Origin of the sequence: Streptomyces sp. NPDC057486 (genome assembly GCF_042802415.1) — a bacterium.
GTDB classification, from domain to species: Bacteria; Actinomycetota; Actinomycetes; order Streptomycetales; family Streptomycetaceae; genus Streptomyces; species Streptomyces yanii.
This window is the reverse complement of the sequence record NZ_JBHVEE010000019.1, coordinates 72265-97791: the sequence shown is the minus strand read 5'-3', so window position 1 is coordinate 97791 and position 25527 is coordinate 72265. Positions and strand designations below refer to the sequence as shown.

At 71.5% G+C, this 25527-nt stretch carries 26 protein-coding genes; 19 read left to right on the top strand and 7 right to left on the bottom strand.

Annotated elements, in window-relative coordinates; all coding sequences use genetic code 11:
• Positions 1–122: 122 nt before the first annotated feature.
• Both ACFU6I_RS12335 and ACFU6I_RS12330 read right to left on the bottom strand, forming a co-directional pair.
• The gene (locus tag ACFU6I_RS12335; RefSeq protein WP_345511438.1) at positions 123–758 is read right to left on the bottom strand and encodes a response regulator transcription factor; all 636 of its coding nucleotides are present in this window, start codon (positions 756–758) and stop codon (positions 123–125) included.
• Positions 755–1963, bottom strand: a complete 1209-nt coding sequence (locus ACFU6I_RS12330) for a sensor histidine kinase (protein WP_384364359.1) — start codon at positions 1961–1963, stop codon at positions 755–757. The genes ACFU6I_RS12335 and ACFU6I_RS12330 overlap by 4 nt, the downstream gene beginning before the upstream one ends.
• A gap of 111 nt (positions 1964–2074) precedes the next feature.
• Between ACFU6I_RS12330 and ACFU6I_RS12325 the strand changes: the two genes are divergently transcribed.
• On the top strand, positions 2075–3172 hold the full coding sequence (locus ACFU6I_RS12325) for an ABC transporter permease (protein ID WP_384364357.1): 1098 nt from the start codon (positions 2075–2077) through the stop codon (positions 3170–3172).
• Complete coding sequence (locus tag ACFU6I_RS12320; RefSeq protein ID WP_384364355.1) at positions 3169–3849, top strand: ABC transporter ATP-binding protein; 681 nt, start codon at positions 3169–3171, stop codon at positions 3847–3849. The genes ACFU6I_RS12325 and ACFU6I_RS12320 overlap by 4 nt, the downstream gene beginning before the upstream one ends.
• A 61-nt stretch (positions 3850–3910) precedes the next feature.
• Here ACFU6I_RS12320 and ACFU6I_RS12315 read toward each other — a convergent pair whose 3' ends face one another.
• Positions 3911–4711, bottom strand: a complete 801-nt coding sequence (locus ACFU6I_RS12315; RefSeq protein ID WP_345511433.1) for an IclR family transcriptional regulator — start codon at positions 4709–4711, stop codon at positions 3911–3913.
• 353 nt (positions 4712–5064) lie between these two features.
• Between ACFU6I_RS12315 and allB the strand changes: the two genes are divergently transcribed.
• The 3 genes from allB to ACFU6I_RS12300 all read left to right on the top strand — a co-directional run bounded on the left by allB (position 5065) and on the right by ACFU6I_RS12300 (position 8009).
• On the top strand, positions 5065–6408 hold the full coding sequence (gene allB / locus ACFU6I_RS12310) for an allantoinase AllB (protein ID WP_384364353.1): 1344 nt from the start codon (positions 5065–5067) through the stop codon (positions 6406–6408).
• Positions 6409–6410: 2 nt separating this feature from the next.
• On the top strand, positions 6411–7526 hold the full coding sequence (gene alc / locus ACFU6I_RS12305) for an allantoicase (RefSeq protein WP_384364351.1): 1116 nt from the start codon (positions 6411–6413) through the stop codon (positions 7524–7526).
• A 153-nt stretch (positions 7527–7679) separates the two neighbouring features.
• Entirely contained in the window at positions 7680–8009 is a 330-nt protein-coding gene (locus tag ACFU6I_RS12300; RefSeq protein WP_384364349.1) for a putative quinol monooxygenase, read from the top strand.
• Between the two features lie 18 nt (positions 8010–8027).
• Here the strand turns inward: ACFU6I_RS12300 and ACFU6I_RS12295 are convergent, their stop codons facing one another.
• Positions 8028–8858 (bottom strand): aldo/keto reductase, encoded by an 831-nt coding sequence (locus tag ACFU6I_RS12295; RefSeq protein WP_384364347.1) that lies wholly within the window; start codon positions 8856–8858, stop codon positions 8028–8030.
• Between the two features lie 88 nt (positions 8859–8946).
• On the bottom strand, positions 8947–9687 hold the full coding sequence (locus tag ACFU6I_RS12290) for a 3-oxoacyl-ACP reductase family protein (RefSeq protein ID WP_384364344.1): 741 nt from the start codon (positions 9685–9687) through the stop codon (positions 8947–8949).
• A 601-nt stretch (positions 9688–10288) separates the two neighbouring features.
• Here ACFU6I_RS12290 and ACFU6I_RS12285 point away from each other — a divergent pair.
• Positions 10289–11206, top strand: coding sequence for a DMT family transporter (locus ACFU6I_RS12285; RefSeq protein WP_384364342.1), 918 nt, complete (start codon positions 10289–10291; stop codon positions 11204–11206).
• 172 nt (positions 11207–11378) lie between these two features.
• On the opposite strand, the gene ACFU6I_RS12280 is transcribed toward ACFU6I_RS12285, so the two are convergent.
• Positions 11379–11582, bottom strand: a complete 204-nt coding sequence (locus tag ACFU6I_RS12280) for a hypothetical protein (protein WP_326792946.1) — start codon at positions 11580–11582, stop codon at positions 11379–11381.
• 146 nt (positions 11583–11728) lie between these two features.
• On the opposite strand from ACFU6I_RS12280, the gene ACFU6I_RS12275 reads away from it, so the two are divergent.
• The 4 genes from ACFU6I_RS12275 to ACFU6I_RS12260 are packed head-to-tail and all read left to right on the top strand — an operon-like array spanning position 11729 to position 15346.
• A complete protein-coding gene (locus ACFU6I_RS12275; RefSeq protein ID WP_384364339.1) occupies positions 11729–12949 on the top strand; it encodes a sensor histidine kinase in 1221 nt (406 codons plus the stop codon).
• Positions 12946–13680, top strand: coding sequence for a response regulator (locus ACFU6I_RS12270; RefSeq protein ID WP_384364337.1), 735 nt, complete (start codon positions 12946–12948; stop codon positions 13678–13680). Before ACFU6I_RS12275 ends, ACFU6I_RS12270 begins: the two co-directional genes overlap by 4 nt.
• Positions 13681–13731: 51 nt before the next feature.
• Positions 13732–14910, top strand: coding sequence for a cytochrome P450 (locus ACFU6I_RS12265; protein WP_384364334.1), 1179 nt, complete (start codon positions 13732–13734; stop codon positions 14908–14910).
• Between the two features lie 16 nt (positions 14911–14926).
• The gene (locus ACFU6I_RS12260; protein ID WP_384364332.1) at positions 14927–15346 is read left to right on the top strand and encodes a PaaI family thioesterase; all 420 of its coding nucleotides are present in this window, start codon (positions 14927–14929) and stop codon (positions 15344–15346) included.
• A 229-nt stretch (positions 15347–15575) separates the two neighbouring features.
• Here ACFU6I_RS12260 and ACFU6I_RS12255 read toward each other — a convergent pair whose 3' ends face one another.
• Positions 15576–16583, bottom strand: a complete 1008-nt coding sequence (locus ACFU6I_RS12255; protein WP_384364330.1) for a Gfo/Idh/MocA family oxidoreductase — start codon at positions 16581–16583, stop codon at positions 15576–15578.
• 138 nt (positions 16584–16721) lie between these two features.
• Here ACFU6I_RS12255 and ACFU6I_RS12250 point away from each other — a divergent pair, with 138 nt between their 5' ends.
• From ACFU6I_RS12250 to ACFU6I_RS12210, 9 genes are all read left to right on the top strand, one after another.
• Positions 16722–16910 (top strand): hypothetical protein, encoded by a 189-nt coding sequence (locus tag ACFU6I_RS12250; protein ID WP_384364367.1) that lies wholly within the window; start codon positions 16722–16724, stop codon positions 16908–16910.
• A gap of 37 nt (positions 16911–16947) precedes the next feature.
• Positions 16948–17706, top strand: coding sequence for a GntR family transcriptional regulator (locus tag ACFU6I_RS12245; RefSeq protein WP_384364328.1), 759 nt, complete (start codon positions 16948–16950; stop codon positions 17704–17706).
• A gap of 92 nt (positions 17707–17798) precedes the next feature.
• Entirely contained in the window at positions 17799–18812 is a 1014-nt protein-coding gene (locus ACFU6I_RS12240) for a sugar ABC transporter substrate-binding protein (protein WP_384364326.1), read from the top strand.
• A gap of 194 nt (positions 18813–19006) precedes the next feature.
• On the top strand, positions 19007–19990 hold the full coding sequence (locus tag ACFU6I_RS12235; RefSeq protein WP_384364324.1) for a sugar ABC transporter substrate-binding protein: 984 nt from the start codon (positions 19007–19009) through the stop codon (positions 19988–19990).
• Positions 19987–21039 carry an ABC transporter permease gene (locus tag ACFU6I_RS12230; protein ID WP_384364322.1) on the top strand — a complete coding sequence of 351 codons (1053 nt, stop codon included), beginning with the start codon at positions 19987–19989 and terminating at the stop codon, positions 21037–21039. The genes ACFU6I_RS12235 and ACFU6I_RS12230 overlap by 4 nt, the downstream gene beginning before the upstream one ends.
• The gene (locus ACFU6I_RS12225) at positions 21036–21860 is read left to right on the top strand and encodes an ATP-binding cassette domain-containing protein (RefSeq protein ID WP_384364320.1); all 825 of its coding nucleotides are present in this window, start codon (positions 21036–21038) and stop codon (positions 21858–21860) included. The genes ACFU6I_RS12230 and ACFU6I_RS12225 overlap by 4 nt, the downstream gene beginning before the upstream one ends.
• Before the next feature lie 200 nt (positions 21861–22060).
• Positions 22061–23224, top strand: coding sequence for an ROK family glucokinase (locus ACFU6I_RS12220; protein ID WP_266979826.1), 1164 nt, complete (start codon positions 22061–22063; stop codon positions 23222–23224).
• A gap of 13 nt (positions 23225–23237) precedes the next feature.
• Entirely contained in the window at positions 23238–23834 is a 597-nt protein-coding gene (locus tag ACFU6I_RS12215) for a hypothetical protein (protein WP_384043397.1), read from the top strand.
• Positions 23835–24260: 426 nt separating this feature from the next.
• Entirely contained in the window at positions 24261–25523 is a 1263-nt protein-coding gene (locus tag ACFU6I_RS12210; RefSeq protein WP_384364365.1) for an alpha/beta fold hydrolase, read from the top strand.
• Positions 25524–25527: the final 4 nt, after the last annotated feature.

Below are 25527 nucleotides of genomic sequence, written 5' to 3'. Positions count from 1 at the left end.
GTCCAGTACGAGGACGACCCTCCGCCTTGCGATCGCACGCACCGGACGCCGCCGGGCCCACCCTTCGGGCGGACGGCGGGACTTCCGACACCCGCCCTGAGAGGAGGGGGGTGCGGCGGGGGTCAGCGGCGGATGAGCCGCCGTGCCGTTGCCGCAGCCACCGCCGACGTGCGGGAGTCGACGCCCAATTTGGCGTAGATGTGTACCAGGTGCGATTTCACCGTCGCCTGGCTGAGGAACAGCGCCTTGCTGATCTGCAGGTTCGACAGTCCCTCACCGACCAGTTGCAGCACCTCGAGCTCGCGCTTGGTCAGGGCCTCCGCGGGCGTCCGCATGCGGTCCATCAGCCGGTGCGCGACGGCCGGGGCGAGCGCCGAACGGCCGGCCGCCGCCGTGCGCACCGCTGCCGCCAGCTCCTCCGGCGGGGCGTCCTTGAGGAGGTAGCCGCTCGCTCCCGCCTCCACGGCCGCCAGGATGTCGGCGTCCGTGTCGTAGGTGGTGAGGATCAGGACCCGGGGCGCGTCGGGCGCCGCGGTGATCGCCGCGGTGGCCTCCGAGCCGTGCAGGCCCGTCCCGAACTGGAGATCCATCAGCACGACGTCGAACTCGCCCGTCGCCGCGAGCGCCACGGCCCGCTCGGCGGTGTCGGCCTCGGCGACCACGCGGAAGTCCGGCTCGGTGTCGAGGACGGCCCGCAGCCCCGCACGCACCACCGGATGGTCGTCGGCGAGCAGCAGGCGGATGGGGGTGGCACTCATGCGGCCGACCTCTCTTCGTGCCCGGGCAGCGGGAGGGGGAGGGTGAGCGCCAGGGCGGTGCCCTGGCCGGGGGCCGATTCGACACTCAGCGTGCCGCCGAGCGAACCGGCCCGGGCCCGCATCGCGGGGAGACCGAAACCGCTGGTCTCCGTGTCCCTCGAGGCCGCGGGTGCGCCCGGCGAGAAGCCCCGGCCGTCGTCCACGACGTCCAGCGACACCGAGGTGTCCATGAAGCTGAGCGTGATCTCCGCGCGCCGGGCCGCGGCGTGCTGCACCGTGTTGGCCAGCGCCGACTGGGCGGTGCGGAGCAGCGCCACCTCGTACGGCGTCGGCAGCTCCACCGGCGTCCCGCTGACCGCGAACTGCACCGCCAGATCCGGTCCGGTGGTGCGCGCGCAGAGGCGTTCGAGGGCGCCCGCGAGCGAACCGTTCTCCAGGTCGGGCGGGGAGAGGGCGCGTACGAAGCGGCGGGCCTCGGCAAGATTTTCCTGCGCGGCTTCGCGGGCCCGGCGCACATGCGCGGTGGCGGGGGCGTCCGGCGGAAGGGTGCGTTCGGCGGCGCGCAGCAGCAGCTGAATGCTGGACAGACCCTGCGCGAGCGTGTCGTGGATCTCGCGGGCCAGCCGCTCGCGTTCGGCGAGCGTTCCCGCCGTCCGCTCGGCGACGGCCAGCTCCGCCCGGGTCGAGACCAGCTCCTCGATCAGCTTGCGGCGCCGCTCGCTCTCCCGGAACAACGCGTCGTACCCGAGGACCGTGGCGATCGCGACCGCCGCACCGAGCAGCGGCCCGATGAACGCGCCGGGCGTGATCTGTCCGCCGTGCAGCACAAAGCCGGTGATGGCAGCCGCCGCGGTGACGACGACGGCGGGCAGACCCCAGCGCATCGGCAGCAGATGCAGCTGCAGGAAGTACAGCGGGAAAGCCAGCCACAGGGCGTCCGGCGAGAGGACGAGAAGCGCGAGCCAGAGCGCCCCGAGGAGCGACAGCCACAGGGCGGCCGCCCTGTTCTGCGGCTGCACGGCGGGGGCGAGCGCACCCGCCGCGTAGACGGCGGCCATGACGCAGGCGAGCACGACCACGGCGGTCGCGCTCGATGCGCCGTCGCTCACGGCCGGCACCGCGGCGAGCGCCAGCAGTCCCAGCAGCAGTGCGTGCAGACACAGCCGCAGCGCGGCGGCGACCGGGGTGTGCGAACGCGAATCCATGATGCGTTCCAGCGTAGACGCGTGGCGTCCGCGGCCGGTCAATCGAAAGGTTGATGTCAGGCCCCACCGGCGTGCGATGTTTTCGCGGACCGGCCGACCGAGGCTGGAGCCATGTTCGTCGCATGGAGAGATCTCCGGTTCGCCAGGGGCCGGTTCGCGCTCATGGGCACGGTCGTGGTGCTGATCACGCTGCTCGTGGGCTTGTTGTCCGGTCTTACGGCCGGTCTGGCCAGGGAGAACACCTCGGCCGTCACGGGGCTGAACGCCGACCACCTCGCGTTCGCCGCCCCGCCCGACGGCCAGTCGGTGTCCTTCACCAACTCGACCGTCGGGGAGAGCGCGTGGCGGAGCTGGGCCGAGCAGCCCGGTGTCGGTGCCGCGCGGCCCCTCGGCATCCGTACGCTCAACGCCGCCGCCGTCGGAGGGGAGGGGACGGCTGCCGTGTCGGCGTTCGGTGTCGAGCAGGACTCGGGCCTTGCCCCGACGGCCGGCGCAGCGCGCGTCGCCCCGGGGAGGGTCGTGCTCTCGGAGCAGGCCGCCGACGAGCTCGGCGCCGCCGTCGGCGACCGGGTGCGACTCGGCCGCGTCGAGGTGCGTGTGGCCGCGGTCGCGGGAGATGCCTCGTACAGCCATACGCCGGTCGTGTGGACCTCGCTCGACGACTGGCAGCGCTTCGCGGACAGCGGGACCGGCGGCGCGCCGCACGCCACGGTGATCGCCCTGACCACCACCGGCGACGCCGATCTGGCCGCCGGTGACACGGCGGCCGGCACCAGCACGCTCTCCCTCGACGACTCGCTCACCGCCATCGGCTCCTACCAGGCCGAGAACGGTTCGCTCCAGCTGATGCGAGGCTTCCTCTTCGCTATCTCGGCCCTGGTGATCGGGGCCTTCTTCACCGTCTGGACGATCCAGCGCAGCGGCGACGTCGCCGTCCTCAAGGCGCTCGGCGCCTCCACCCCGTACCTCCTGCGCGACGCGCTCGGGCAGGCGGTCGTGATGCTGGCGATCGGTACGGGACTGGGCACCGCCCTGGCCTCGGGCATCGGCGCGGCGGTCAGTGGCGGGGCCGTGCCGTTCGTCCTCGACGCGGCGACCGTCCTCGTTCCGTCGGCCGTCATGATCGCCCTCGGTGCCCTCGGGGCGGCACTGTCCATCCGGCGGATCACCGCCGTCGACCCGCTCACCGCACTCGGGAGTGCCCGATGACCCTCACCCTCGCCGATGTCACCCTCACCTACCCCGACGGCGACGGCCGGCTCACCGCACTCGACCGGGTCTCGCTCGACGTCCCCGAGGGCTCACTCACCGCGGTCGTCGGACCGTCCGGCTCCGGTAAGTCCAGCCTCCTCGCGGTGGCCGCGACGCTGGTCACGCCGGACGAGGGGCAGGTCGTGGTCGCGGGCCGGGAGACGGCGGGACTCGGACGCGCGGAGAAGGCGGCGCTGCGCCGCGAACGCATCGGCATCGTCTTCCAGCAGCCGAACCTGCTGCCGTCGCTGACCGCCGTCGAACAGCTTCAGGTGATGACCCATCTGTCGGGCGGCACCACGCGCGGCGCCCGCGGGCGGGCGCTGGAGCTCCTCGACGCGGTCGGTCTGGCCGACGAGGCGGGCCGCAGGCCGCACCAGCTCTCGGGCGGTCAGCGCCAGCGGATCAATATCGCGCGGGCACTGATGAACGATCCGGCGGTACTCCTGGTCGACGAGCCGACGAGCGCTCTCGACCATGAGCGCGGCGCGGCGGTACTGGAGCTGCTCATCGCGCTGACCCGGGAACGGTCGACGGCGACCGTACTGGTCACCCACGACCGGACGCATCTGGACCGGACGGACCGGACGGTGGTGATGCGGGACGGGCGGCTGACGGAAGCGGTGCCCGGCTGACCCGAACACGTCGGTGCCCGCCGGGTCCCTGCCCGGCGGGCACCACTGCGTCCGTAGGGTCTCAGCCGGTCGGACCGCTGCTGGCCAGCGCGTCGGACAGCTCCTTCGCGACCTGCTGCAGGATCGGCACGATCCGTTCCGTCGCCGCCTCCGTCACCCGTCCCGCCGGGCCCGAGATCGAGATCGCGGCCGAGGTGGGGGAGTTGGGTACGGAGACCGCCAGGCAGCGGACCCCTATCTCCTGCTCGTTGTCGTCGACCGCGTAGCCCGCCCGGCGGACCTGGTCGAGCGCGTCCAGGAAACCGTCCGGGGTGGTGATCGTCTTCTCGGTGGCGGCCGGCATTCCGGTGCGGGCCAGCAGCGCCCGTACCTCCTCCGGCGGAGTGTGCGCGAGCAGCGCCTTGCCCACCCCGGTGGAGTGGGGGAGCACCCGGCGGCCGACCTCGGTGAACATCCGCATCGAGTGCTTCGACGGCACCTGGGCGACGTACACGATCTCGTCGCCGTCGAGCAGCGCCATGTTCGCGGTCTCGCCGGTCTCCTCGACGAGCCGCGCGAGATACGGACGGGCCCAGGTCCCGAGCAGCCGGGACGCGGACTCGCCGAGCCGGATCAGGCGCGGGCCGAGGGCATAGCGCCGGTTGGACTGCTGGCGTACATAGCCGCAGGCGACCAGGGTGCGCATCAGCCGGTGAATGGTGGGCAACGGAAGTCCGCTGCTCGCGGAGAGTTCGCTGAGCCCGACCTCGCCACCGGCGTCGGCCATCCGTTCCAGCAGATCGAAGGCGCGCTCAAGTGACTGCACACCGCCGCTGGAACCGGCGGGTTTGGAGTCGGATGTGCTGGCGTGGGACGGCGGCACGTCAACGGTCCTTTCGAGGCGGATGGGCAAGGCAGCAGCCTACCGGGAGGTTCCCGATCGGCACACTGCACCCGGTGCGGCGTCCTGGCCGGTCAGGGCCTGTTTGTCCGGGTGTCCGGGATCGGCCGGACCGTTCCGCGATGCCGCACCTGGCCCATGCTACGTTCCGCTCTCCGAAAAGAGTCTTTTACTTTGTGGAAATCTCCAATCGGGTGTGCGAGTGGTCCGCTCGCCGTCCGGCGAGGATGGTGGGGTCTTGACGGGCTCGAATCCCGAGTGAAGACTCCTTCAACAGTTCGTTGAATTTTTTCGGTGGCCGTGAGCCGCCGACCATGCGGAAGTGAGGAGCACGGGTGTCCGGTGCGGACGTGAACCTGGTACTGCGCTCGACGCGCGTCGTCACCCCCGAGGGGACGCGCCCCGCGGCGGTGGCCGTCGCAGGCGGTGCGATCGACGCCGTCCTGCCGTACGACACCGAGGTGCCGGCCGGTGCCCGGCTCCAGGACTTCGGTGACGACGTCCTGCTGCCCGGCCTCGTCGACACCCATGTCCACGTGAACGACCCCGGCCGCACCGAGTGGGAAGGTTTCTGGACCGCCACCCGCGCCGCCGCGGCGGGTGGGATCACCACCTTGCTCGACATGCCCCTCAACTCCGTCCCGCCGACCACCACCGTCGGTCATCTGCGTACCAAGCAGCAGGTGGCAGCCGCCAAGGCGCACATCGACACCGGCTTCTGGGGCGGCGCGATCCCGTCCAACGTGAAGGACCTGCGGCCGCTGTACGAGGCCGGGGTCTTCGGCTTCAAGTGCTTCCTGTCGCCCTCCGGGGTCGAGGAGTTCCCGGAGCTGGACCAGGAGCAGCTGGCCCGCTCCCTGGCCGAGATCGCCGGCTTCGACGGGCTGCTGATCGTGCACGCCGAGGACCCGCACCACCTGGCGGCCGCGCCGCAGCGCAGCGGACCCGCCTACGCCGACTTCCTCGCCTCCCGGCCGCGCGACGCCGAGAACACCGCCATCGAGAGCCTCATCGCGCACGCCAGGCGGCTGAACGCCCGCATCCACGTCCTGCACCTGTCGTCCGGCGACGCGCTGCCGCTGATCGCCGCCGCCAAGCGGGAGGGCATACGCGTCACCGTCGAGTCCTGCCCGCACTTCCTCACCCTCACCGCGGAGGAAGTCCCCGACGGGGCGACGGAGTTCAAGTGCTGCCCGCCGATCCGGGAAGCCGCCAACCAGGATGCGCTCTGGGCCGGGCTCGCCGACGGCACGATCGACTGCATCGTCTCGGACCACTCGCCCTGCACCGCGGACCTCAAGACGCCGGACTTCGCCTCCGCCTGGGGCGGCATCTCCTCCCTCCAGCTCGGACTGCCCGCCATCTGGACCGAGGCGCGCCGGCGCGGCCACTCGCTCGACGACGTGGTCCGCTGGATGTCCGCCGCCCCCGCCGAGCTGGCCGGACTGACCCGCAAGGGCGCCATCGAGGCCGGGCGCGACGCCGACTTCGCGGTCCTCGCTCCCGACGAGACCTTCACCGTCGACCCCGCCGAGCTCTTCCACCGCAACCAGGTCACCGCCTACGCCGGCAAGACCCTGCACGGTGTCGTGAAGTCGACCTGGCTGCGCGGGCGGCGGATCGCGGCCGACGGCGTCCTTGCCGAGCCCACCGGGCGTCTCCTCGAAAGGAACCACTGACCATGACGGCGACAGCGCACTTCACCGGTGCCGCCGAGCCGTACTCAGGCGGCGACCCGTACGCCGACTACCGCACCGCCGACTTCCCCTTCACCCACCTCGTCGATCTCGCCGACCGGCGGCTCGGCGCGGGTGTGATCGCAGCCAACGACGAGTTCTTCGCCGAGCGTGAGAACCTGCTGAAGCCGGGGCCCGCGGAGTTCGACCCGGAGCACTTCGGGCACAAGGGCAAGATCATGGACGGCTGGGAGACCCGTCGCCGCCGCGGCGTCAGCGCCGCGCAGCCGCACCCCTCGGACGAGGACCACGACTGGGCGCTGGTACGGCTCGGCGCGCCCGGCGTCGTACGCGGCATCGTCGTCGACACCGCCCACTTCCGCGGCAACCACCCGCAGGCCGTCTCCGTCGAAGCGGCCTCCGTGCCAGGCTCCCCGTCCCCCGAGGAACTCCTCGCACCGGACGTGGAGTGGACAACCCTCGTGCCCCGTACGGCCGTCGGCGGCCACGCGGCCAACGGCTTCGTGGTCGACGCGGACCGGCGCTTCACCCATCTGCGGGTCAACCAGCACCCCGACGGCGGGATCGCCCGCCTCCGGGTCCACGGAGAGGTCGCCCCCGACCCCGCCTGGCTGGCCGCCCTCACCACCTTCGACCTCGCCGCGCTGGAGAACGGCGGCCAGGTCGAGGACGCCTCCGACCGCTTCTACTCCCCGGCCACCAACACCATCCAGCCCGGTCGCTCCCGCAAGATGGACGACGGCTGGGAGACCCGACGCCGCCGCGACCAGGGCAACGACTGGATCCGCTACCGGCTCGCCGAGCAGGCGGAGATCCGGGCCGTCGAGATCGATACCGCCTGCCTCAAGGGCAACTCGGCGGGCTGGGCGAGCCTTTCGGTGCGGGACGGGACGAGCGGCGACTGGGCAGAGGTCCTGCCGCGGACCCGGCTGCAGCCCGACACGAACCATCGCTTCGTCCTCCCGGAGAACGTGCGCGCCACGCACGTCCGGATCGACATCTTCCCGGACGGCGGTATCTCACGACTGCGGCTGTTCGGCTCGCTGACCCGGGAAGGGGCGGCACGACTGGCCGCCCGCCACCAGGAACTGGGCGGCTGACGACGACGGGCGACCCTGCCGCCTCGCGGGTGGCGGCGCCTGACACTCCTTCGTGCGCGGCTGCTTCCGCCACACCCTCGGGTGTGCCCGATGCGTCCGCATCCAGGGCTTATGGGACCCTGGGTGCGTCGCACATCCCGAGCAGGAGTCGTCATGATCTTCATCGCCGTCAAGTTCACCGTCCACAGCGAAGAGCGCGACAACTGGCTGCCCGCCGTCGAGCCCTTCACCCTTGCCACCCGTCAGGAGCCGGGCAACCTGTTCTTCGAGTGGTCGTACAGCGTCGAGAACCCGGACCAGTTCGTGCTCCTGGAGGCCTTCGCGTCCCCCGAGGCCGGAGAGGCGCATGTGAAGTCCGAGCACTTCGCGGCGGCGATGGACCTGATGGCGGACCTCGTCGCCGTGTCCCCGGAGATCATCAATGTCGAGGTGCCGGGCGACGGTTGGTCCCGGATGGCGGAGCTCACGCCCAGCCGTCAGTGATCCGTGAGTCCTGACGGCTCAGAACTCCTCGTGGACATCCGGGTCTCCGCCGTACCGCCGCCGCGGTCCGGCGGAGATCCCGGCCAGTTCGTCCGCCGTCAGTTCGAAGCCGAAGATCTCCAGATTCTGGCGCTGCCGCCCCGGATCGGAGGACTTCGGGATCGGGACCGCCCCCAGCTGGGTGTGCCAACGCAGCGCGGCCTGACCGGGGGTCACCCCGTGCGCCGCGGCGACGGCGACGAGCTCGGGGTCCGCCAGGAGATCGCGGCCGCGGCCCAGCGGACTCCAGCTCTCGGTCACGATGCCCTTGGCGGCGTGCACGGCCCGCAGCTCCTCCTGCGGGAAGCGCGGATGCATCTCGATCTGGTTCACGGCGGGCAGCACCCCGGTCTCCCGTTCCAGCCGGTCGAGCTGGGAAGCGGTGAAGTTGGAGACGCCGATCGAGCGCACCAGCCCGTCCTTGCGGAGCTGGATCATCGCCTTCCAGGTGTCGACGTACAGATCCACCCGGGGCAGTGGCCAGTGGATGAGATACAGGTCCACGTAGTCGAGCCCGAGATTGCGGCGGGACTCCTCGAACGACGCCAGGGTCCGCTCGTAACCCTGATGCCTGCCCGGGACCTTGGTGGTGACGACGATGTCCTCGCGCGCCACACCGCTGCGGGCGATCCCGCGTCCGGTGCCGGTCTCGTTGCGGTAATTGAGTGCGGTGTCGATGAGCCGGTATCCGAGGTCCAGCGCTCCGGCCACCGCCACCTCCGCCGCGTCGTCCTTCATCGGCCAGGTGCCGAGCCCGACGGCGGGGAGGGTGCGGCCGCCGCCCAGGGGGTGAACCGGGGTCTCGGTCATGATCTCCCTTGTCGTTCGAAACCATCCTGACCAGGGTAGGACGGGCAGGGGCACGGGACAGGGAGGGCGCGGCCGGGCGGAGTACGGGTCAGGCCGCGTGGCCGCCGTCCACCACCACCTCCGTACCGGTGATGTACGCCGCTTCGTCACCGGCCAAGTAGGAGATCAGGGAGGCCACTTCAGCCGTCGTGCCGAAGCGGTCCAGGGCGGTGCCGGCGCGCTGTCCCGCGGCGTACGGGCCGTCGGCCGGGTTCAGGTCCGTGTCGATCGGGCCCGGCTGGACCAGGTTCACCGTGATGGAGCGCGGGCCGAGCTCATGGGCGAGCGGCTTGGTGAGACCGGCGAGGGCCGACTTGCTCATGGCGTAGAGCGTGCCGCCCGGACCGCCCGCGCGCCTGCTCAGGGCCGTTCCGACGGAGATGATGCGACCGCCGCGCTCCATCCGGGTGGCCGCCGCCCGGCACGCGAGGAACACCGCCCGGACATTGACGGCCAGCACCCGGTCCACATCGGCCGGGGTGAGTGAGTCGATGGGGCCGAGGACGCCGATGCCCGCGTTGTTGACGAGAATGTCGAGCCGGCCGAACGTGTCCGCGGCCTCGTGCACGGCCGCCGGGACCGCCTCGGGGTCGGCCGAGTCGGCGCGCAGGGCGAGCGCGCGGCGGCCGTACGCCTCGATCTTTTGGACGATCTCACGGGCGCCGTCCTCGTCCTGCACATACGTCAGCGCCACATCGGCGCCGTCCTGGGCGAGCCGCAGCGCGGTTGCGGCGCCGATGCCGCGGCTGCCGCCGGTGACGAGTGCGGTCCTGGTGTCGGTGCTGGTCATGGTGGACTCCTTGCCGGTCGGGGCTGCTGTTTCGACAGGGACAAGGAAAGTCCGTTCGCCGCACGGTGACCGGCGGGAAACGGACACCTAAGCGGCGGAGGCTCCGTCGGGTGGACCGCTGAGATCCGGGCGGAAGCGGGGCCGGAAGAGACAGCGGTGCATGACCGCCCGCACCCCCCAAGGCATCGCGATCCACACCTACCGGCCCGTCGGCCGGGCTCGGTCCGGCTCGGTCGACGACTGAACCGCGCCCGCCCGGACGGGCGGCCCTCCGTGCCTCGTCGGGATGCGGACGAGGGTCCTGGCGCCGCCCTCGCCGGGCAGGGCGGGAGACCGAACGCGTCGCCGCCCCGCTCGCCGTTCGTCGTGCCCGCCGCTGGACCCGCCCGTCCGCCATGTGACCACTGCGCGCGTCGCCCCTGCACCCGGGTTCCCGGGCCCGTTTGTGCGGGGGCGCAGGCCGCACCCGAGCGGTGAGACAGGTGTTCCCGGTGCCGGGGACCTCCCGGTACCGTGATCGTTCCGCGGGTGAGCCGGTGCGGTCTCCCCATGGTTCCCGCTGTGGAGCATCACGAGAACCACGAGTGCCAGGAGAAACCAGGTGTCCTCGATCGCCCTGCCCGCCCTCGCACCACGGCGCCGGGCCTGGCTCACCGATCTGCCCGTGCTGCTCGTCGCGGTCGTCTGGGGCGCCAGCTATCTCGCCGCCAAGGGCATCACGACCACGCAGACCGTCGTCGCGGTTCTCGTCCTGCGATTCGTCATCGTGCTGCCCGTGCTGGCCGCCGCGGGCTGGCGCAGGCTGCGGGCGCTCAGCGCGGCGCAGTGGCGCGGCGCGGGGCTGCTGGGGTCGGTCCTCAGCGGGATCTTCCTGGTGGAGACGTACGGCGTCGTGCACACCTCGGCGACCAACGCCGGCCTCATCATCAGCCTCACCATGATCTTCACACCGCTCGCCGAGGCCGCGGTGACCCGGGTCCGGCCGCCCGGGGCCTTCCTCGCCGCCGCCGCGCTGTCCGTCGCCGGTGTGGTGCTGCTGACCCAGGGCGGCGGTTTCACCAGCCCCTCGGTGGGCGATCTGCTGATGCTGGTGGCCGCACTCGCCCGTACCCTGCACGTGCTGCTGATGGCCCGCATGACGTCCGTCCAGGGCGCCGACTCGCTGTCGCTCACCACCGTGCAGCTCGGCAGCGCCGTCGCCGTCTTCGCCGTGCTCGCCGGTGTGCCCGGCACGGGGGCGTCACCGTGGGCGGTGGCCTCGGAGTTCGGTGTCCGGGAGTGGGGCGGGCTGCTCTTCCTCTCCGTCCTCTGCACGCTCTTCGCGTTCTTCGTGCAGATGTGGTCGGTACGCCGCACCTCGCCGTCCCGGGTCAGCCTGCTGCTCGGTACGGAACCTCTGTGGGCCGCCGCCGCGGGCATCGCCATCGGAGGAGAACGGCTCGGGGTCCTGGGCGTGGTGGGCGCGGTGCTCGTCCTCGCCGGGACCGGCTGGGGGCGTCGCGCCGCCGCTGCCCCGTGAGCCGGCCGGTTACGGCCTGTCCCACGACAGGGCGTCGGCTCCCGAGGCCTCGCGACTCCACCTGCGGCGTTGTCGTCAGTCACCGACGCTCCGCGGCGACTGCGTCGTCCGCCTTGTCGTCGAAGCAGCATGACGCCGCTCGCTGATCCATTCCCTGCGGCGGGACAGGCCACTACTCCTGGAGCCGGTCCGCCGCAACCATCACCGAGGCGCCCGCCACCACCAGCACGATGTTGACGAAGACCGGGTAGCCGCTGAGGAACTCCAGCCGCCGCACCACCGCCCAGAGCCGGAACCAGCCCGTCCATTCGTGCAGCAGTCCGGCGACGCCCTGGATGAACACGATGAAGCCGACCGACTCGCAGAGTTTCTTCATGGGGGAGAGCCTCGCGGGCCCGCTCCGGCCGCGGTGTCGGCCGCCGGTCTGCGGCACCGCGCCGAAAGTATCCGATCCGGCAACTTTGGTGGCGTCCCGCTCCCGCACGGCCGGTACGAGCCCGTCACTTGAGTAGCTTTGTCGATATGACGCGTACGGAGTACCGCTGGCTGCTTCCCTCGGCCATGGCCGAGCCCGAGCTGCCCGGCGACCACGGCCGCCGGGCGCGCCGCACAGTACGGGACTGGGTCGTCGACATCACGGCCTTCCTCTGTGCGGCCGGCATCGGCCTGCTCGCGGCCGCCGCGATCGACGCCGACAGCACCACACCCGACGGGGTCGTCCTCGTCGACTCGCTGATGGGTGCCGCGGCCTGCTGTGCGCTGTGGACGCGGCGCCGGTGGCCGGTCGGACTGGCCGTGGTCCTGACGCTGCTCGCCACCGTCGAACCGGTCGCTGCCGGGGCGATGCTCGTCGCGCTGTTCAGCGTGGCCGTGCACCGGCCGTTCAAACCGGTGGCCGCCGTCGGTGCGCTGGCCCTGGCCGTCGCCCCCGTACAGCCGTATCTGCGCCCCGACCCAGACACCTCGTTCGTCGCCTCCACGATCATCGGTGTGCTGCTGGTCCTGCTCGTGCTGAGCTGGGGCATGGTCGTGCGGTCCAGGCGCCAGCTCGTCATCACCCTGCGCGAGCGCGCCCACCGGGCCGAGACCGAGGCCGAGCTCCGCGCCGAGCAGGCGCAGCGGCTGGCCCGCGAGGCCATCGCCCGCGAGATGCATGACGTACTCGCCCACCGCCTCACCCTCCTCAGCGTCCACGCGGGCGCCCTCGAATTCCGCCCCGACGCGCCCCCCGCCGAGGTCGGCCGGGCTGCCGGGGTGATCCGGGACAGCGCGCACGAGGCGCTCCAGGACCTCCGCGAGATCATCGGTGTCCTCCGCAGCCCCGGTGACAACGGGGAGGGCAACCGGCCGCAGCCCACCCTTGCCACCCTCGACGCGCTGATCGCAGAGTCCCGTCGCGCCGGTATGAAGGTCACCCTCGACAACCGGATCGCCGACCCGGCCGCCGCCCCCGCCGCCACCGGCCGCACCGTCTACCGCATCGCGCAGGAAGGCCTGACCAACGCCCGTAAGCACGCCCCCGGAGCCGAGGTCACCGTCACCGTCACCGGAGGTCCGGGCGACGGTCTCACCATTGAGGTGCGCAACCCGGCGCCCGTCGAACCGTTCGAGCGGGTTCCCGGCTCCGGCCAGGGCCTCATCGGCCTGACCGAGCGCGCCACCCTCGCCGGGGGCCGCCTCGGCCACGGGCCCGAACCCGACGGCGGATTCGGGATCCGGGCCTGGCTACCGTGGACCTCATGACCACCCCCCTGGATCCTCCGGCACAGCCCGTGCGGCTGCTCATCGTCGACGACGATCCGCTCGTGCGGGCCGGGCTGACGTTCATGCTCGGCGGCGCGGACGACATCGCGATCGTGGGGGAGGGAGCGGACGGCTCCGAGGTCGCGGACCTCGTCGACCGGCTCCGCCCCGACGTGGTGCTGATGGACATCAGAATGCCGACCGTGGACGGACTGGCCGCGACCGAGGCGCTGCGCAGCCGCCCCGAAGCCCCGGAAGTCGTCGTCCTGACCACCTTCCACGCCGATGAGCAGGTGCTGCGAGCCATCCGCGCCGGGGCCGCAGGATTTGTCCTGAAAGATACGCCGCCCGCACAGATCGTCGACGCGGTGCGCCGGGTCGCGGCCGGTGACCCCGTGCTGTCGCCCGCCGTCACCCGGCAGCTGATGAACCGGGCCGCGGGCGTCGGAGCGGGGACCGGCGCGGACGACCGCGCGGGCCGGGCCCAGCGGGCACGCCGGAGGATCGCCGGTCTCGCCGAGCGGGAGCGCGAGGTAGCGATCGCCGTCGGACGCGGCCGTTCCAACGCGGAGATCGCCGCGAGTCTCTATCTCAGCGTGGCCACCGTGAAAACGCACGTGTCACGCATTCTTGCGAAGTTCGACTTCAACAACCGTGTCCAGATAGCGCTGTTGGTGCACGATGCGGGGCTGCTCGACGAGGAGGACGACGGCGCGGGCGACGTACGCTGAGACGGTTCGATCCGAGGCGATCGAACCGAGCCGGCCGGGAGGGGCTGAACCGTGTCCGCAGTCGACATCGATCTTCGCGGGGTCCACGACTTCACCGCGAATCCCTATCCGACGTACGCGAAGCTGCGCTCCGAGGGCCCGGTGCACACCATCCGCACCGATGACGCCGAGCGGATCTGGCTGGTCGTCGGGTACGAGGAGGGTCGTGCGGCCCTCGCCGACCAACGGCTCAGCAAGGACTGGCGGACCTCGGACCTCTGGATCGGTGACGGCGATCCGATCAACGCCAACATGCTGGAGATGGACGCGCCGCACCACACCCGGCTGCGCAAGCTCGTCGCCCGCGAGTTCACCGCCCGAAGGATCGAGTCGCTGCGGCCGCGGGTCCAGCAGATCACCGACGAACTGCTCGACGCGATGATGCCCGCAGGGCGCGGCGACCTCATCGACGCGCTGGCCTTCCCGCTGCCGATGACCGTCATCTGCGAGCTGATCGGCGTGCCGGACCTGGACCGCGACCGGTTCCGCCTGCTGTCGAACGGCATCGTCGCCCCGACGTCCTCGGACACGGGAGGCGAAGCGGTCCGCGCGATGGGGGCCTATCTCGTGGAGCTCATCGAGGACAAGCGGTGCGCTCCCGGCGACGACCTGATGAGCGCGCTGATCAGGGTGCGGGACGAGGAGGGTGACGGACTGTCGCCCGACGAACTCGTCGGCATGGCCTTCCTGCTGCTCGTCGCCGGACACGAGACCACCGTCAATCTGATCTCCAACGGGGTACGGGCCCTGCTCGCCCACCCCGGACAACTCGCCGCACTCCGCGCCGACCTCGGTCTGATCGACGGCGCCGTCGAGGAGATGCTCCGGTACGACGGACCGGTGGAGACCGCCACCTTCCGCTTCGCCCGGGAGCCGGTCGAGATCGGAAACCGGACCATTCCGGCGGGCGAGGCGATCCTGGTCGCCCTGGCCGGTGGCGACCGCGACCCCGCTCGCTACCCGGACCCGGACCACTTCGACATCAGCCGCGACGCCCAGGGTCACCTGGCCTTCGGCCACGGCATGCACTTCTGCATGGGGGCGCCGCTGGCCCGGATGGAGGGCCGGATCGCGATTCGTACGCTGCTGGAGCGGTGCCCGGATCTCGCACTCGACCCGGCCGGTGCGGAGCTGGACTGGCTGCCCGGGATGCTGATCCGAGGGGTCCGGCAGCTTCCGGTGCGCTGGTGAGATAAGAAGGCCTGTCATGAGCGGACTTGACATGCAGATGGCGCAGAAGGTCCTCGACAGCCAGCCGTTCAGCGGGCTCGTCGGGGCACGGATCACCGCCTTCGGGGGCGGCGCCGCCACCCTCGAAGTGGACATCCGGCAGGAACTCCAGCAGCAGAACGGCTTTGTGCACGGCGGCGTCCTGTCGTACGCCGCCGACAACTCGATCACCTTCGCCGCCGGAACGACCCTCGGGCCGGCCGTACTGACCGGTGGCTTCTCGATCCAGTACATCCGTCCGGCCACCGGTCGCACCCTGATCGCCCGCGCCACCGTCGTCCACACCGGCCGTCGCCAGGCGGTGGTCCGCTGCGATCTGTTCGCCGCGGCGGATGACGGCGCGGAAGCCCTGTGCGCGGTCGCCCAGGGAACCGTGCTCTCCGCCCGGACGCAGTGAAGGGAACCCGCCTCGACCCGCGGCTGTCCAACCGTCGGTCGACGCGGCGGCGCGGGTGGCCGCCGCGAGCCCCTGGCCCGCATCGAGGCCCGGATTGCGATCGGATCGCTGCTGGAGCGCTGCCCCGGACTGGTCCTGGACGCGCATCCCGCCGCCCTGACCCGGCGTACGGGCATGCTGATCCGGGCCCCGAGCGGCTGCCGGTCGCCTGGTAGCGGGGCCCGCGCCGTCAGCCGGTGGGGATCTCCGCCACCGCCACCGGCCGGTGCTCGCGCCGTGACAGTTCGCACGCCTCCGCGATCCGCAGCGCGTGCAGAGCCTCCCGGCCGTCGCACGGGTTGGCGGCCTCGCCCCGCACCACCTGTACGAACGCGTCGAGTTCCGCCTCGTACGCCGCGGCGAACCGCTCCAGGAACCCCGGCCACGGCTTGGCCGGGGCGGCGGGGCCCTGGGGTTCCACCGACGTCAGCGGCGTACGGTCGTCCAGACCGACCGCGACCTGGTCGAGCTCGCCCGCCAGCTCCATCCGTACGTCGTACCCGGCGCCGTTGCACCGGGTCGCCGTCGCCGTCGCCAGTGTGGAGTCGTCCAGGGTCAGCAGCGCCGCCGCCGTGTCGACATCGCCCGCCGCCCGGAACATCGCGGGACCGGCATCCGAACCGGTGGCGTACACCTCCACCACCTCACGGCCCGTCACCCACCGCAGGATGTCGAAGTCGTGGACCAGACAATCCCGGAACAGGCCGCCGGAGTACGGCAGATACGCGGCGGGCGGCGGCGCGGGATCGGACGTCATGGCCCGGACGGTGTGGAGCCTGCCCAGCGCCCCGCTCCGCACGGCTCTGCGCGCCGCACCGTAACCGGCGTCGAAGCGGCGCATGAAGCCCAGTTGGAGCACGCTCCCGGCCCGCTCGACCTCATGCAGGGCGCCCAGCGTTCCCGCCAGATCCAGTGCGATGGGCTTCTCGCAGAACGCCGGCAGGCCCGCCCGTGCGGCCAGTGCGATCAGCTCCGCATGTGCCGAGGTGGCCGAGGCGATCACGACGGCATCCACCCCCGCGCCCAGCACCTCGGCCGCGGACCCGACGGCTGTCGCGTGGCCGATGCGGTCCGCGACCACGGCCGCCCGCGCCCCGTCGGTGTCCGTCACCACCAGGGTGTCCACCTCGGGGTGGCGGGCCAGCGCGCCCGCATGGAAGGAACCGATCCGGCCGGTGCCGATGAGTCCGATACGCATGGACCCAACGTGCCGCCCACCAGCTGCGCTGTCAACTATATGTCCTGACAAACCAGGGTGTGTTCGACGTCTCCAACCGCAGCTCCGACACCCCGTACGGATCCGGCGTCATTGTCCACCGGTCCACCGTCGGGCGCCGTGAGGCGGCGCCCCGCCTCGACGGCCGGCCTCGCCTACGGGGAGAACATCTCGGCGGGCGCGGTGCTCGTCGTCCTGCCCACCCTGATCGCCCTCCTCTTCCTCCAGCGGTACACCTGCAACGGCTTCACCCGGGGAGCGACGCGATCGAAGGGACACCTTGATTGTCCGGACAACAGGACGACCTGACTACCGGCCGTCCGGACGTGACAGCTACGCTCCTGCCGTGTCCAAACCCACCGCCGACCCCGCCGCTCTCGAACTCGGCGTGGACCGCAGCAGCCCGGTCCCGCTCTACTACCAGCTGTCCCAGCAGCTGGAGGCGGCCATCGAGAAGGGCCGGCTCGCCCCCGGCAGCCTCCTCGGCAACGAGATCGAGCTCGCGGCCCGGCTCGGCCTGTCCCGGCCCACCGTCCGCCAGGCCATCCAGTCGCTCGTCGACAAGGGACTGATGGTCCGTCGCCGCGGGGTGGGCACCCAGGTCGTCCACAGCCAGGTGCGGCGTCCGCTCGAACTGAGCAGCCTGTACGACGACCTGGAGGCGGCCGGGCAGCACCCCACCACCTGCGTCCTGCGCAACACGGTCGAGCCCGCTCCCGCCGCGACCGCGGCCGCCCTCGGCCTCCCGGAAGGCACCGAGGTCCACCTCGTCGAACGGCTGCGGTCCGCGCACGGCGAACCGATGGCCCTGCTCCGTAACCACCTGCCGGCCGGCCTCGTCGACCTGTCCACCGAACGACTGGAGGCCACCGGCCTCTACCGGATGCTGCGGGCCGCCGGAGTCACCCTGCACAGCGCCCGCCAGACCGTCGGCGCCCGCCTCGCCACGGCCGAGGAGGCGGCACAGCTCGCCGAGCCCGAGGGCGCGGCGCTGCTGACCATGGAACGCACCACGTACGACGACACCGGGCGGGCGGTCGAATTCGGCTCGCACATCTACCGGGCGTCGCGCTACGCCTTCGATTTCCAGCTGCTTGTCCGCTGACGCCCGCATATCGGCCCGTTGACGGTGTCCCCGCTCCTCGCTACAACTCCCCAAGCCGCACTCGGGCGGCCGGGAGACAAGGCGGACCCACCATGCGTACTTCTCGCAAGGCAGCACCCCTGATCGCCATCTGCACCATCAGCCTCGCCGTCACCGTCGTCGCCGGATGCAGCAGCTCCGGCGGCAAGAGCTCCGAGGACAGGTCCGGCAGCGGCAGCGGGCAGGGGGCCAAGGGCGTCTCCACACCCCGGATGAAGATCGCGATGATCACGCACTCGGGGGAGGGCGACACCTTCTGGGACATCGTCCAGAGCGGTGCGAAGCAGGCGGCGGCCAAGGACAACGTCGAGTTCCTGTACTCCGCGAACAAGGAGGGCAAGGAGCAGGCCCAGCTCGTCCAGGCCGCCATCGACCAGAAGGTCGACGGGATCGTCGTCACCCTCGCCAAACCGGAAGCCGTGGCGGACGCCGTCACCAAGGCCGTGAAGGCGGGCATCCCCGTCGTCACCATCAACTCGGGCGCGCAGTTCTCGAAGGGTCTCGGAGCGATCGGCCATATCGGGCAGGACGAGAAGGTCGCCGGCGAGGCCGTCGGTGAGGAGCTCAACAAGCGGGGCCGCAAGAAGGCCGTCTGCGTCATCCACGAGCAGGGCAATGTGTCGCTGGAGGAGCGCTGCGCCGGGGTGAGGAAGACCTTCAAGGGAAGCGTCGAGAACCTCAGCATCGAAGGCACCAACATGCCCGCCTCCACGTCCTCCATCGAGGCGAAGCTCCAGGCGGACAAGAGCATCGACGCGATCGTCACCCTCGGCGCGCCGTTCGCCGCCGCCTCCGTCAAGGCGAAGGAGGGCTCCGGCTCCACGGCCGAGGTCGACACGTTCGATCTCAACGCCGAGGTCGTCAAGCGGCTGAAGGCCTCCGAGGTCGGCTTCGCCGTCGACCAGCAGCCCTACCTCCAGGGCTATCTCGCCGTCGACGAACTGTGGCTCGACAGGACCAACGGCAACGTCATCGGCGGCGGAAAGCCCGTGCTCACCGGCCCGGCGATCGTCACCGCCGCCGACGTGCCGCAGCTGGAGAAATACACCGCGCGCGGTACCCGGTGACCCGCGTGCGGACCGCCGTGCCCCCTCCGTGCCGACACCCACGGCCCGCCCCTGCCGGGCGGCGCCGAGTCGGGCTCGGGGATACTTGGCCAGCACGACCGGTCGGTAACACCCCCGGTCGGCACCAAGCAGCACAGCGAGCAGCACAAGAAGGGCACCACGTCGTGGCAAGGGTTCGGACAGGGGTACGTGCGATGGGCGCCGTGCTTGCGGCGGTGCTCGGGGCCTCCCTCGTGGGATGCAGCAGCACCGGTGGCAAGCGGGCGGAGGAGCGCGCGGCCCGGGCCGCCGCCGAGGGCCGGTCCGCGGTGAACACACCCCGCTGGACCTTCGCCATGGTCACGCACTCGGGCGACGGCGACACCTTCTGGGACATCGTCCAGAACGGCGCGAAGCAGGCGGCCATCAAGGACAACATCAAGTTCCTGTACTCGCACAACGACGAGGCGCAGCAGCAGGCCCAGCTCGTCCAGGCCGCCATCGACCAGAAGGTCGACGGGCTGATCGTCACGCTCGCCAAGCCCGACGCGTTGAAGGACGTCGTCGCCAAGGCGACCCGGGCCGGGATCCCGGTGATCACCGTGAACTCGGGCTCCGCGGAGTCCAAGGCGTTCGGTGCGCTCACCCACATCGGCCAGGACGAGTCCATCGCGGGCGAGGCCGTCGGCGACGAGCTCAACGCGCGCGGCCGCAAGAAGGCCCTGTGCATCCTGCACGAGCAGGGCAACATCGGGCACGAGCAGCGCTGCGCCGGGGCGAAGAAGACCTTCGACGGGCAGATGCAGAACCTGTACGTCGAGGGCACCAACATGCCCGACGTCCAGGCGTCCATCGAGGCGAAGCTCCAGGCGGACAAGAGCATCGACGCGGTCGTCACCCTCGGCGCGCCGTTCGCCGACGCCGCTGTGAAGGCGAAGCGGACCGCGGGCTCCAAGGCCGAGGTCGACACCTTCGACCTGAACGCCAAGGTCGCCTCCGCACTCCAGGACAAGACCCTGGGCTTCGCCGTTGACCAGCAGCCGTACCTCCAGGGGTACGAGGCCGTCGACCTGCTCTGGCTGTACCGCTACAACCGCAATGTGCTCGGCGGCGGCCGCCCGGTCCTCACCGGCCCGCAGATCATCACCTCGAAGGACGCAGCCCAGCTGGCGGAGTACACGAAGCGGGGGACCCGATGACCACGACGGAGCAACCACCCGCGCCCTCCGGGGCCGACGAGCGGCTGCTGCGCACCTCACCGCTGCGCAGGCTCCTGGGCCGCCCCGAACTCGGATCGGTCGTCGGCGCCGCGGCCGTCTTTCTCTTCTTCTCGATCGTCGCCGACAGCTTCCTGCGCGCGTCCAGCCTCGGCACGGTGCTGTACGCGGCGTCCACCATCGGGATCATGGCGGCGCCGGTTGCCCTGTTGATGATCGGCGGCGAGTTCGACCTCTCCGCCGGTGTGCTGGTCACCAGCTCCGCGCTGGTCTCGTCGATGTTCAGCTACCAGATGACGGCCAACGTCTGGGTCGGCGTCTTCGTGTCGCTGCTGGTGACCCTGGCCGTCGGCGCCTTCAACGGGCTCATGCTGACCCGTACGAAACTTCCGAGCTTCATCATCACGCTCGGTACGTTCCTGATGCTGACCGGTCTCAACCTCGGCTTCACCAAGCTGATCAGCGGCACCGTGTCGACGAAGTCCATCGGCGACATGGAGGGCTTCGACTCGGCCCGCAAGGTCTTCGCCTCGGCGTGGACCGTCGGCGGGGTCGAGTTCAAGGTGACCATCCTGTGGTGGGCGGCGCTCGTGGCGATCGCCACCGGGATCCTGCTCCGTACCCGCTTCGGGAACTGGATCTTCGCGGTCGGCGGCGAGGCCGACGCGGCCCGCGCTGTCGGCGTCCCGGTGATCCGTACCAAGGTCGGGCTCTACCTCGGGGTCGCCTTCGCCGCCTGGGTCTCCGGGCAGCATCTGCTGTTCTCGTACGACGTGGTGCAGTCCGGTGAGGGCGTCGGCAACGAGCTGACGTACATCATCGCGGCCGTCATCGGCGGCTGCCTGATCACCGGAGGTTACGGCTCCGCCATCGGCTCGGCGGTCGGCGCGTTCATCTTCGGTATGACCAGCAAGGGCATCGTCTACGCGGAGTGGAACCCGGACTGGTTCAAGTTCTTCCTCGGAGCCATGCTGCTCCTGGCCACCCTGCTCAACGCATGGGTACGCAAGCGCGCGGAGGCGACGAAATGATGACCCCGGCCCCCCGGGCGCTGATCGAGCTGGACAACGTCAGCAAGTTCTACGGCAACATCAAGGCGCTCCAGGACGTCTCGCTGGTGGTCCACGCGGGCGAGATCTCCTGCGTACTGGGCGACAACGGCGCGGGCAAGTCCACCCTCATCAAGATCATCGCGGGCCTGCACCGGCACGACGCCGGCACGTTCCTCATCGACGGTGAGGAGACCACGCTCGCCAACCCGCGCGACGCCCTCGACCGGGGCATCGCCACCGTCTACCAGGACCTGGCCGTCGTCCCGCTGATGCCCGTCTGGCGGAACTTCTTCCTCGGCTCCGAGCCGACGACGGGTGTCGGCCCGTTCAAGACGCTCGACGTCCGGAAGATGCGCGAGACCACCCGCTCCGAACTGCTGCGCATGGGCATCGACCTGCGCGACGTCGACCAGCCGATCGGCACCCTGTCCGGCGGCGAGCGCCAGTGCGTCGCCATCGCGCGGGCCGTCTACTTCGGTGCCAAGGTGCTCGTCCTGGACGAGCCCACCGCGGCGCTCGGCGTCAAGCAGTCCGGGGTCGTGCTCAAGTACGTCGCGGCCGCCCGGGACGCCGGACTCGGCGTGGTTCTCATCACGCACAACCCGCACCACGCATATCTGGTCGGAGACCGGTTCGTGCTGCTCAAGCGGGGTGCCATGTCCGGCAGCCACACCAAGGACGGCATCACGCTGGACGAGCTGACCCGCCAGATGGCGGGCGGCAGCGAGCTCGAGGAGCTCAGCCACGAGCTCCAGCGGGCCACGTCACCGCGGCGCCCGGACACCGACGACACGCCTTAGAGAAGTTCAGGACTCTCCGGCGGATCATGGCCGGGCTCGACCCTGACCCGCCCGACACCCTCTGGGGCGGGGGCGCCACCGGGGCGCTGCGGGGCCCGGCCGCCCGCCCCGGCGCCCCGGCAGTGGCAGAATCGAGCCCGACGGGCGCCGTCCGTCGCCGGGAGCATCACCACCCGGCCCCCCCAGACCCCGCAGGGACGATGAGCACGTACCGCGACTTCACACACCGCGGCTCCGCCCGCGCCACCGTCCTGCGGACCGTCGGCACACGTGAGCGGCGCTCGCACCTCACCGCGCCCCGGGTGCCCACCGTCGGCATCGACATCGGGGGTACGAAGGTGATGGCGGGCGTCGTCGACGCCGACGGCAACATCCTGGAGCAGCTGCGCACCGAGACGCCCGACAAGTCCAAGAGCCCCAAGGTCGTCGAGGACACCATCGTCGAGCTGGTCCTCGATCTCTCCGACCGGCACGACGTGCACGCCGTCGGCATCGGCGCGGCGGGCTGGGTCGACGCGGACCGCTCCAAGGTGCTCTTCGCCCCGCACCTCGCCTGGCGTGACGAACCCCTCAGGGACGCCCTGGCCTCGCGCCTCGTCGTCCCCGTCATGGTCGACAACGACGCGAACACCGCCGCCTGGGCGGAGTGGCGCTTCGGCGCCGGGCGCGGCGAGGACCATCTGGTCATGATCACGCTCGGCACCGGCATCGGCGGCGCGATCCTGGAGGACGGTCAGGTCAAGCGCGGCAAGTACGGCGTCGCCGGTGAGTTCGGCCACATGCAGGTGGTGCCCGGCGGGCACCGCTGTCCCTGCGGGAACCGTGGCTGCTGGGAGCAGTACAGCTCCGGCAACGCCCTGGTCCGCGAGGCCCGGGAGCTGGCCGCCGCGGACTCCCCGGTCGCCCACGGCATCATCGAGCGCGTCAAGGGGAACATCCCCGAGATCACCGGGCCGCTCATCACCGAACTGGCCCGGGAGGGCGATGCGATGTGCATCGAGCTCCTCCAGGACATCGGCCAGTGGCTCGGCGTGGGCATCGCCAATCTGGCCGCCGCGCTCGACCCCTCCTGCTTCGTCATCGGCGGCGGCGTGAGTGCCGCGGACGATCTGCTGATCGGCCCCGCCAGGGACGCCTTCAAACGCCACCTCACCGGCCGCGGCTACCGGCCCGAGGCCCGGATCGCCAAGGCGCAGCTCGGCCCGGAGGCAGGTATGGTCGGCGCCGCCGACCTGGCCCGGCTGGTCGCGCGGAGGTTCCGCCGCACCAACCGCCGTCGCGTCGAGCGGTACGAGCGGTATGCGCAGATCTACGACCAGGCCGCGAACACCATCCGCTCCACGCGCAACACCCGCACCTCCTAGGGATTCCCAGAACATGACCACAGCCGAGCACCCCGTTGTGCCGCGCCAGTCCTCGCCCCCCGGCGAGGGCAGCGGCAGGCCCCCGCAGGACCGGCGCCGGACGATCCGCCGGCGCCTGATCACGGCGACCATCATCGTGCTGCTGATCGGCGTCCCGGCCGGCTATCTGCTGATCTCCGCAGGGCAGAGCCGCCGCTCCGGTCAGGACAAGGAGGCCGAGGCCGCCGCGCAGGGGATGCGCGAGGGCTGGCCGTCCCGGATGCAGCGCAGGATCTTCGAACTGCCGATCCCCGGCAACGCCCTGGACGTCCAGTACTACGAAACCAACAACTGGAAGGCCAGCCGGATGTACGTGCAGTTCCGCACGTCGTCCGCCGGGCTCGACCGGTTCCTGAGCCGTCTCGGCAGCGGTCGCGCCGCCCTGCAGGAGGGCGAGGTCACCATCGGGGCCCGCGACACCAAGATCGCCGGCTGGTACTTCGGCCCCGGCGCCGACTGGGCGGGCACCACGCACACCAACAAGGACCCGCGTCCCACCCAGAACATCAGTGTCGACATGACCGATCCGGCCGCCCCTGTCGTATATGTCGTATCTGCGGCCACCCCCTGACCGGAGGCCTACAGGGCGCTCACTAACCTGGAGCAAGTGAGCGATGTGAGTGAGACGAAGACCCCGCAGTCCGCGCAGTCCTACCCGGGGCCGCAGTCCGCACCACCGGAGCAGCCGTTCCAGGGGCCGCAGACGGTGGATCCGTTCCCGGCCCTGCAGCCCGTGGAGCCGTTCCCGGGCCTGCAGCCCGTGGATCCGTACGCCGCCGCGCAGGGCACACAGCCCGGGCTGCACCTCCAGCCGGTGGATCCGTTCCAGGGACCGCAGACCACATCGGCGCCGCCGTCGCACGCGCAGCCCGAGCACACCCCGTTCCAGGCCGCACACCTGGAGCCGGTGCCGCCGCCGGCCCAGCAGGCTCCGCCCGTGCAGCCCACGCCACCGACGCAGCCCGCCCCGCCCCGGCAGGCGTCCCACGCGCAGCCGGTGCACACCCTGCAGTACCGGTTCGACGGGCCGCAGGACGCCCCCGTCCTCGTCATCGGCCCCTCGCTCGGCACCACCTGGCACATGTGGGACCGGCAGATACCGGAGCTCTCCCAGCACTGGCGGATCTTCCGCTTCGACCTGCCGGGCCACGGCGGCGCCCCCGCCCACCCGGCCACCTCCATCGGTGAACTCTCCGACCGGCTGCTGGCCACCCTCGACGGTCTCGGCGTCCAGCGCTTCGCGTACGCGGGCTGCTCCATCGGCGGCGCGATCGGCGCCGACCTCGCGCTGCGCCATCCGCACCGGGTCGCCTCGCTGGCCCTGGTGGCCGCCTCACCCCGGTTCGGCAGCGCCGACGAGTTCCGGCAGCGCGGGGTGGTCGTCCGCACCAACGGTCTGGAGCCCATGGCGCGCAGCGCGCCGGAACGCTGGTTCACCCCCGGCTTCGCCGCCGCCCAGGCCGCGATCGTCGAGTGGGCCGTCCAGATGGTCCGCACCACCGACCCCGGCTGTTACATCGCCGCCTGCGAAGCGCTCGCCGCCTTCGACATCCGTACCGAGCTCAGCCGCATCGGAGTCCCGACCCTCGTGCTGGTAGGCGCCGAGGACCGGGTCACCGGGCCCGCCGAGGCCCGGACCCTGGTCGCGGGCATCCCGGACGCCCGGCTCGCCCTCGTCCCCGGGGCCTCGCACCTCGCCCCGGTCGAGCAGCCGGCCGCCGTCACCGACCTGCTCGTCACCCACTTCTCGACGAGCTGGCAGGACACCCTCGCCGCCATCCCCGTCCCGGGCACCGGCCCCGCGCTCTCCGCCCCCGTGCTGCCCATCGCGGAGATCGCCCCCGCGGAGGATCAGCCGGCGGCCGCGACCAGCGGCCGCGCCGACCCGTACGAACCGGGCATGAAGGTACGCCGGGAGGTGCTCGGCGACGCCCATGTCGACCGGGTCATGGCCGCCTCCGACGAGTTCACCGGCGAGTTCCAGGAGCTCGTCACGCGCTACGCCTGGGGGGAGACCTGGACCCGCGAGGTCCTGGACCGCCGCACCCGCAGCTGCATCACGCTCACCGCGCTGGTCACCTCCGGCCATCTGGAGAGCCTGGCCGCGCACATCAGGGCCGCCCTGCGCAACGGACTGACGCCCACGGAGATCAAGGAGGTGCTGCTGCAGACCGCCGTCTACTGCGGCATACCGGCCGCGGGCGCCGCGTTCACGATCGCCCAGACCGTGATTCAGGAAGAAACGAGGCCGCGCCCGTAGCAGG

Bases quoted from the DNA above. Each gene is read 5' to 3' on its own strand.
- ACFU6I_RS12335 (WP_345511438.1), bottom strand. From the start codon at position 758: ATGAGTGCCACCCCCATCCGCCTGCTGCTCGCCGACGACCATCCGGTG.
- ACFU6I_RS12330 (WP_384364359.1), bottom strand. From the start codon at position 1,963: ATGGATTCGCGTTCGCACACCCCGGTCGCCGCCGCGCTGCGGCTGTGT.
- ACFU6I_RS12325 (WP_384364357.1), top strand. From the start codon at position 2,075: ATGTTCGTCGCATGGAGAGATCTCCGGTTCGCCAGGGGCCGGTTCGCG.
- ACFU6I_RS12320 (WP_384364355.1), top strand. From the start codon at position 3,169: ATGACCCTCACCCTCGCCGATGTCACCCTCACCTACCCCGACGGCGAC.
- alc (WP_384364351.1), top strand. From the start codon at position 6,411: ATGACGGCGACAGCGCACTTCACCGGTGCCGCCGAGCCGTACTCAGGC.
- ACFU6I_RS12300 (WP_384364349.1), top strand. From the start codon at position 7,680: ATGATCTTCATCGCCGTCAAGTTCACCGTCCACAGCGAAGAGCGCGAC.
- ACFU6I_RS12295 (WP_384364347.1), bottom strand. From the start codon at position 8,858: ATGACCGAGACCCCGGTTCACCCCCTGGGCGGCGGCCGCACCCTCCCC.
- ACFU6I_RS12290 (WP_384364344.1), bottom strand. From the start codon at position 9,687: ATGACCAGCACCGACACCAGGACCGCACTCGTCACCGGCGGCAGCCGC.
- ACFU6I_RS12280 (WP_326792946.1), bottom strand. From the start codon at position 11,582: ATGAAGAAACTCTGCGAGTCGGTCGGCTTCATCGTGTTCATCCAGGGC.
- ACFU6I_RS12275 (WP_384364339.1), top strand. From the start codon at position 11,729: ATGACGCGTACGGAGTACCGCTGGCTGCTTCCCTCGGCCATGGCCGAG.
- ACFU6I_RS12270 (WP_384364337.1), top strand. From the start codon at position 12,946: ATGACCACCCCCCTGGATCCTCCGGCACAGCCCGTGCGGCTGCTCATC.
- ACFU6I_RS12260 (WP_384364332.1), top strand. From the start codon at position 14,927: ATGAGCGGACTTGACATGCAGATGGCGCAGAAGGTCCTCGACAGCCAG.
- ACFU6I_RS12255 (WP_384364330.1), bottom strand. From the start codon at position 16,583: ATGCGTATCGGACTCATCGGCACCGGCCGGATCGGTTCCTTCCATGCG.
- ACFU6I_RS12240 (WP_384364326.1), top strand. From the start codon at position 17,799: ATGCGTACTTCTCGCAAGGCAGCACCCCTGATCGCCATCTGCACCATC.
- ACFU6I_RS12235 (WP_384364324.1), top strand. From the start codon at position 19,007: ATGGGCGCCGTGCTTGCGGCGGTGCTCGGGGCCTCCCTCGTGGGATGC.
- ACFU6I_RS12230 (WP_384364322.1), top strand. From the start codon at position 19,987: ATGACCACGACGGAGCAACCACCCGCGCCCTCCGGGGCCGACGAGCGG.
- ACFU6I_RS12225 (WP_384364320.1), top strand. From the start codon at position 21,036: ATGATGACCCCGGCCCCCCGGGCGCTGATCGAGCTGGACAACGTCAGC.
- ACFU6I_RS12220 (WP_266979826.1), top strand. From the start codon at position 22,061: ATGAGCACGTACCGCGACTTCACACACCGCGGCTCCGCCCGCGCCACC.
- ACFU6I_RS12215 (WP_384043397.1), top strand. From the start codon at position 23,238: ATGACCACAGCCGAGCACCCCGTTGTGCCGCGCCAGTCCTCGCCCCCC.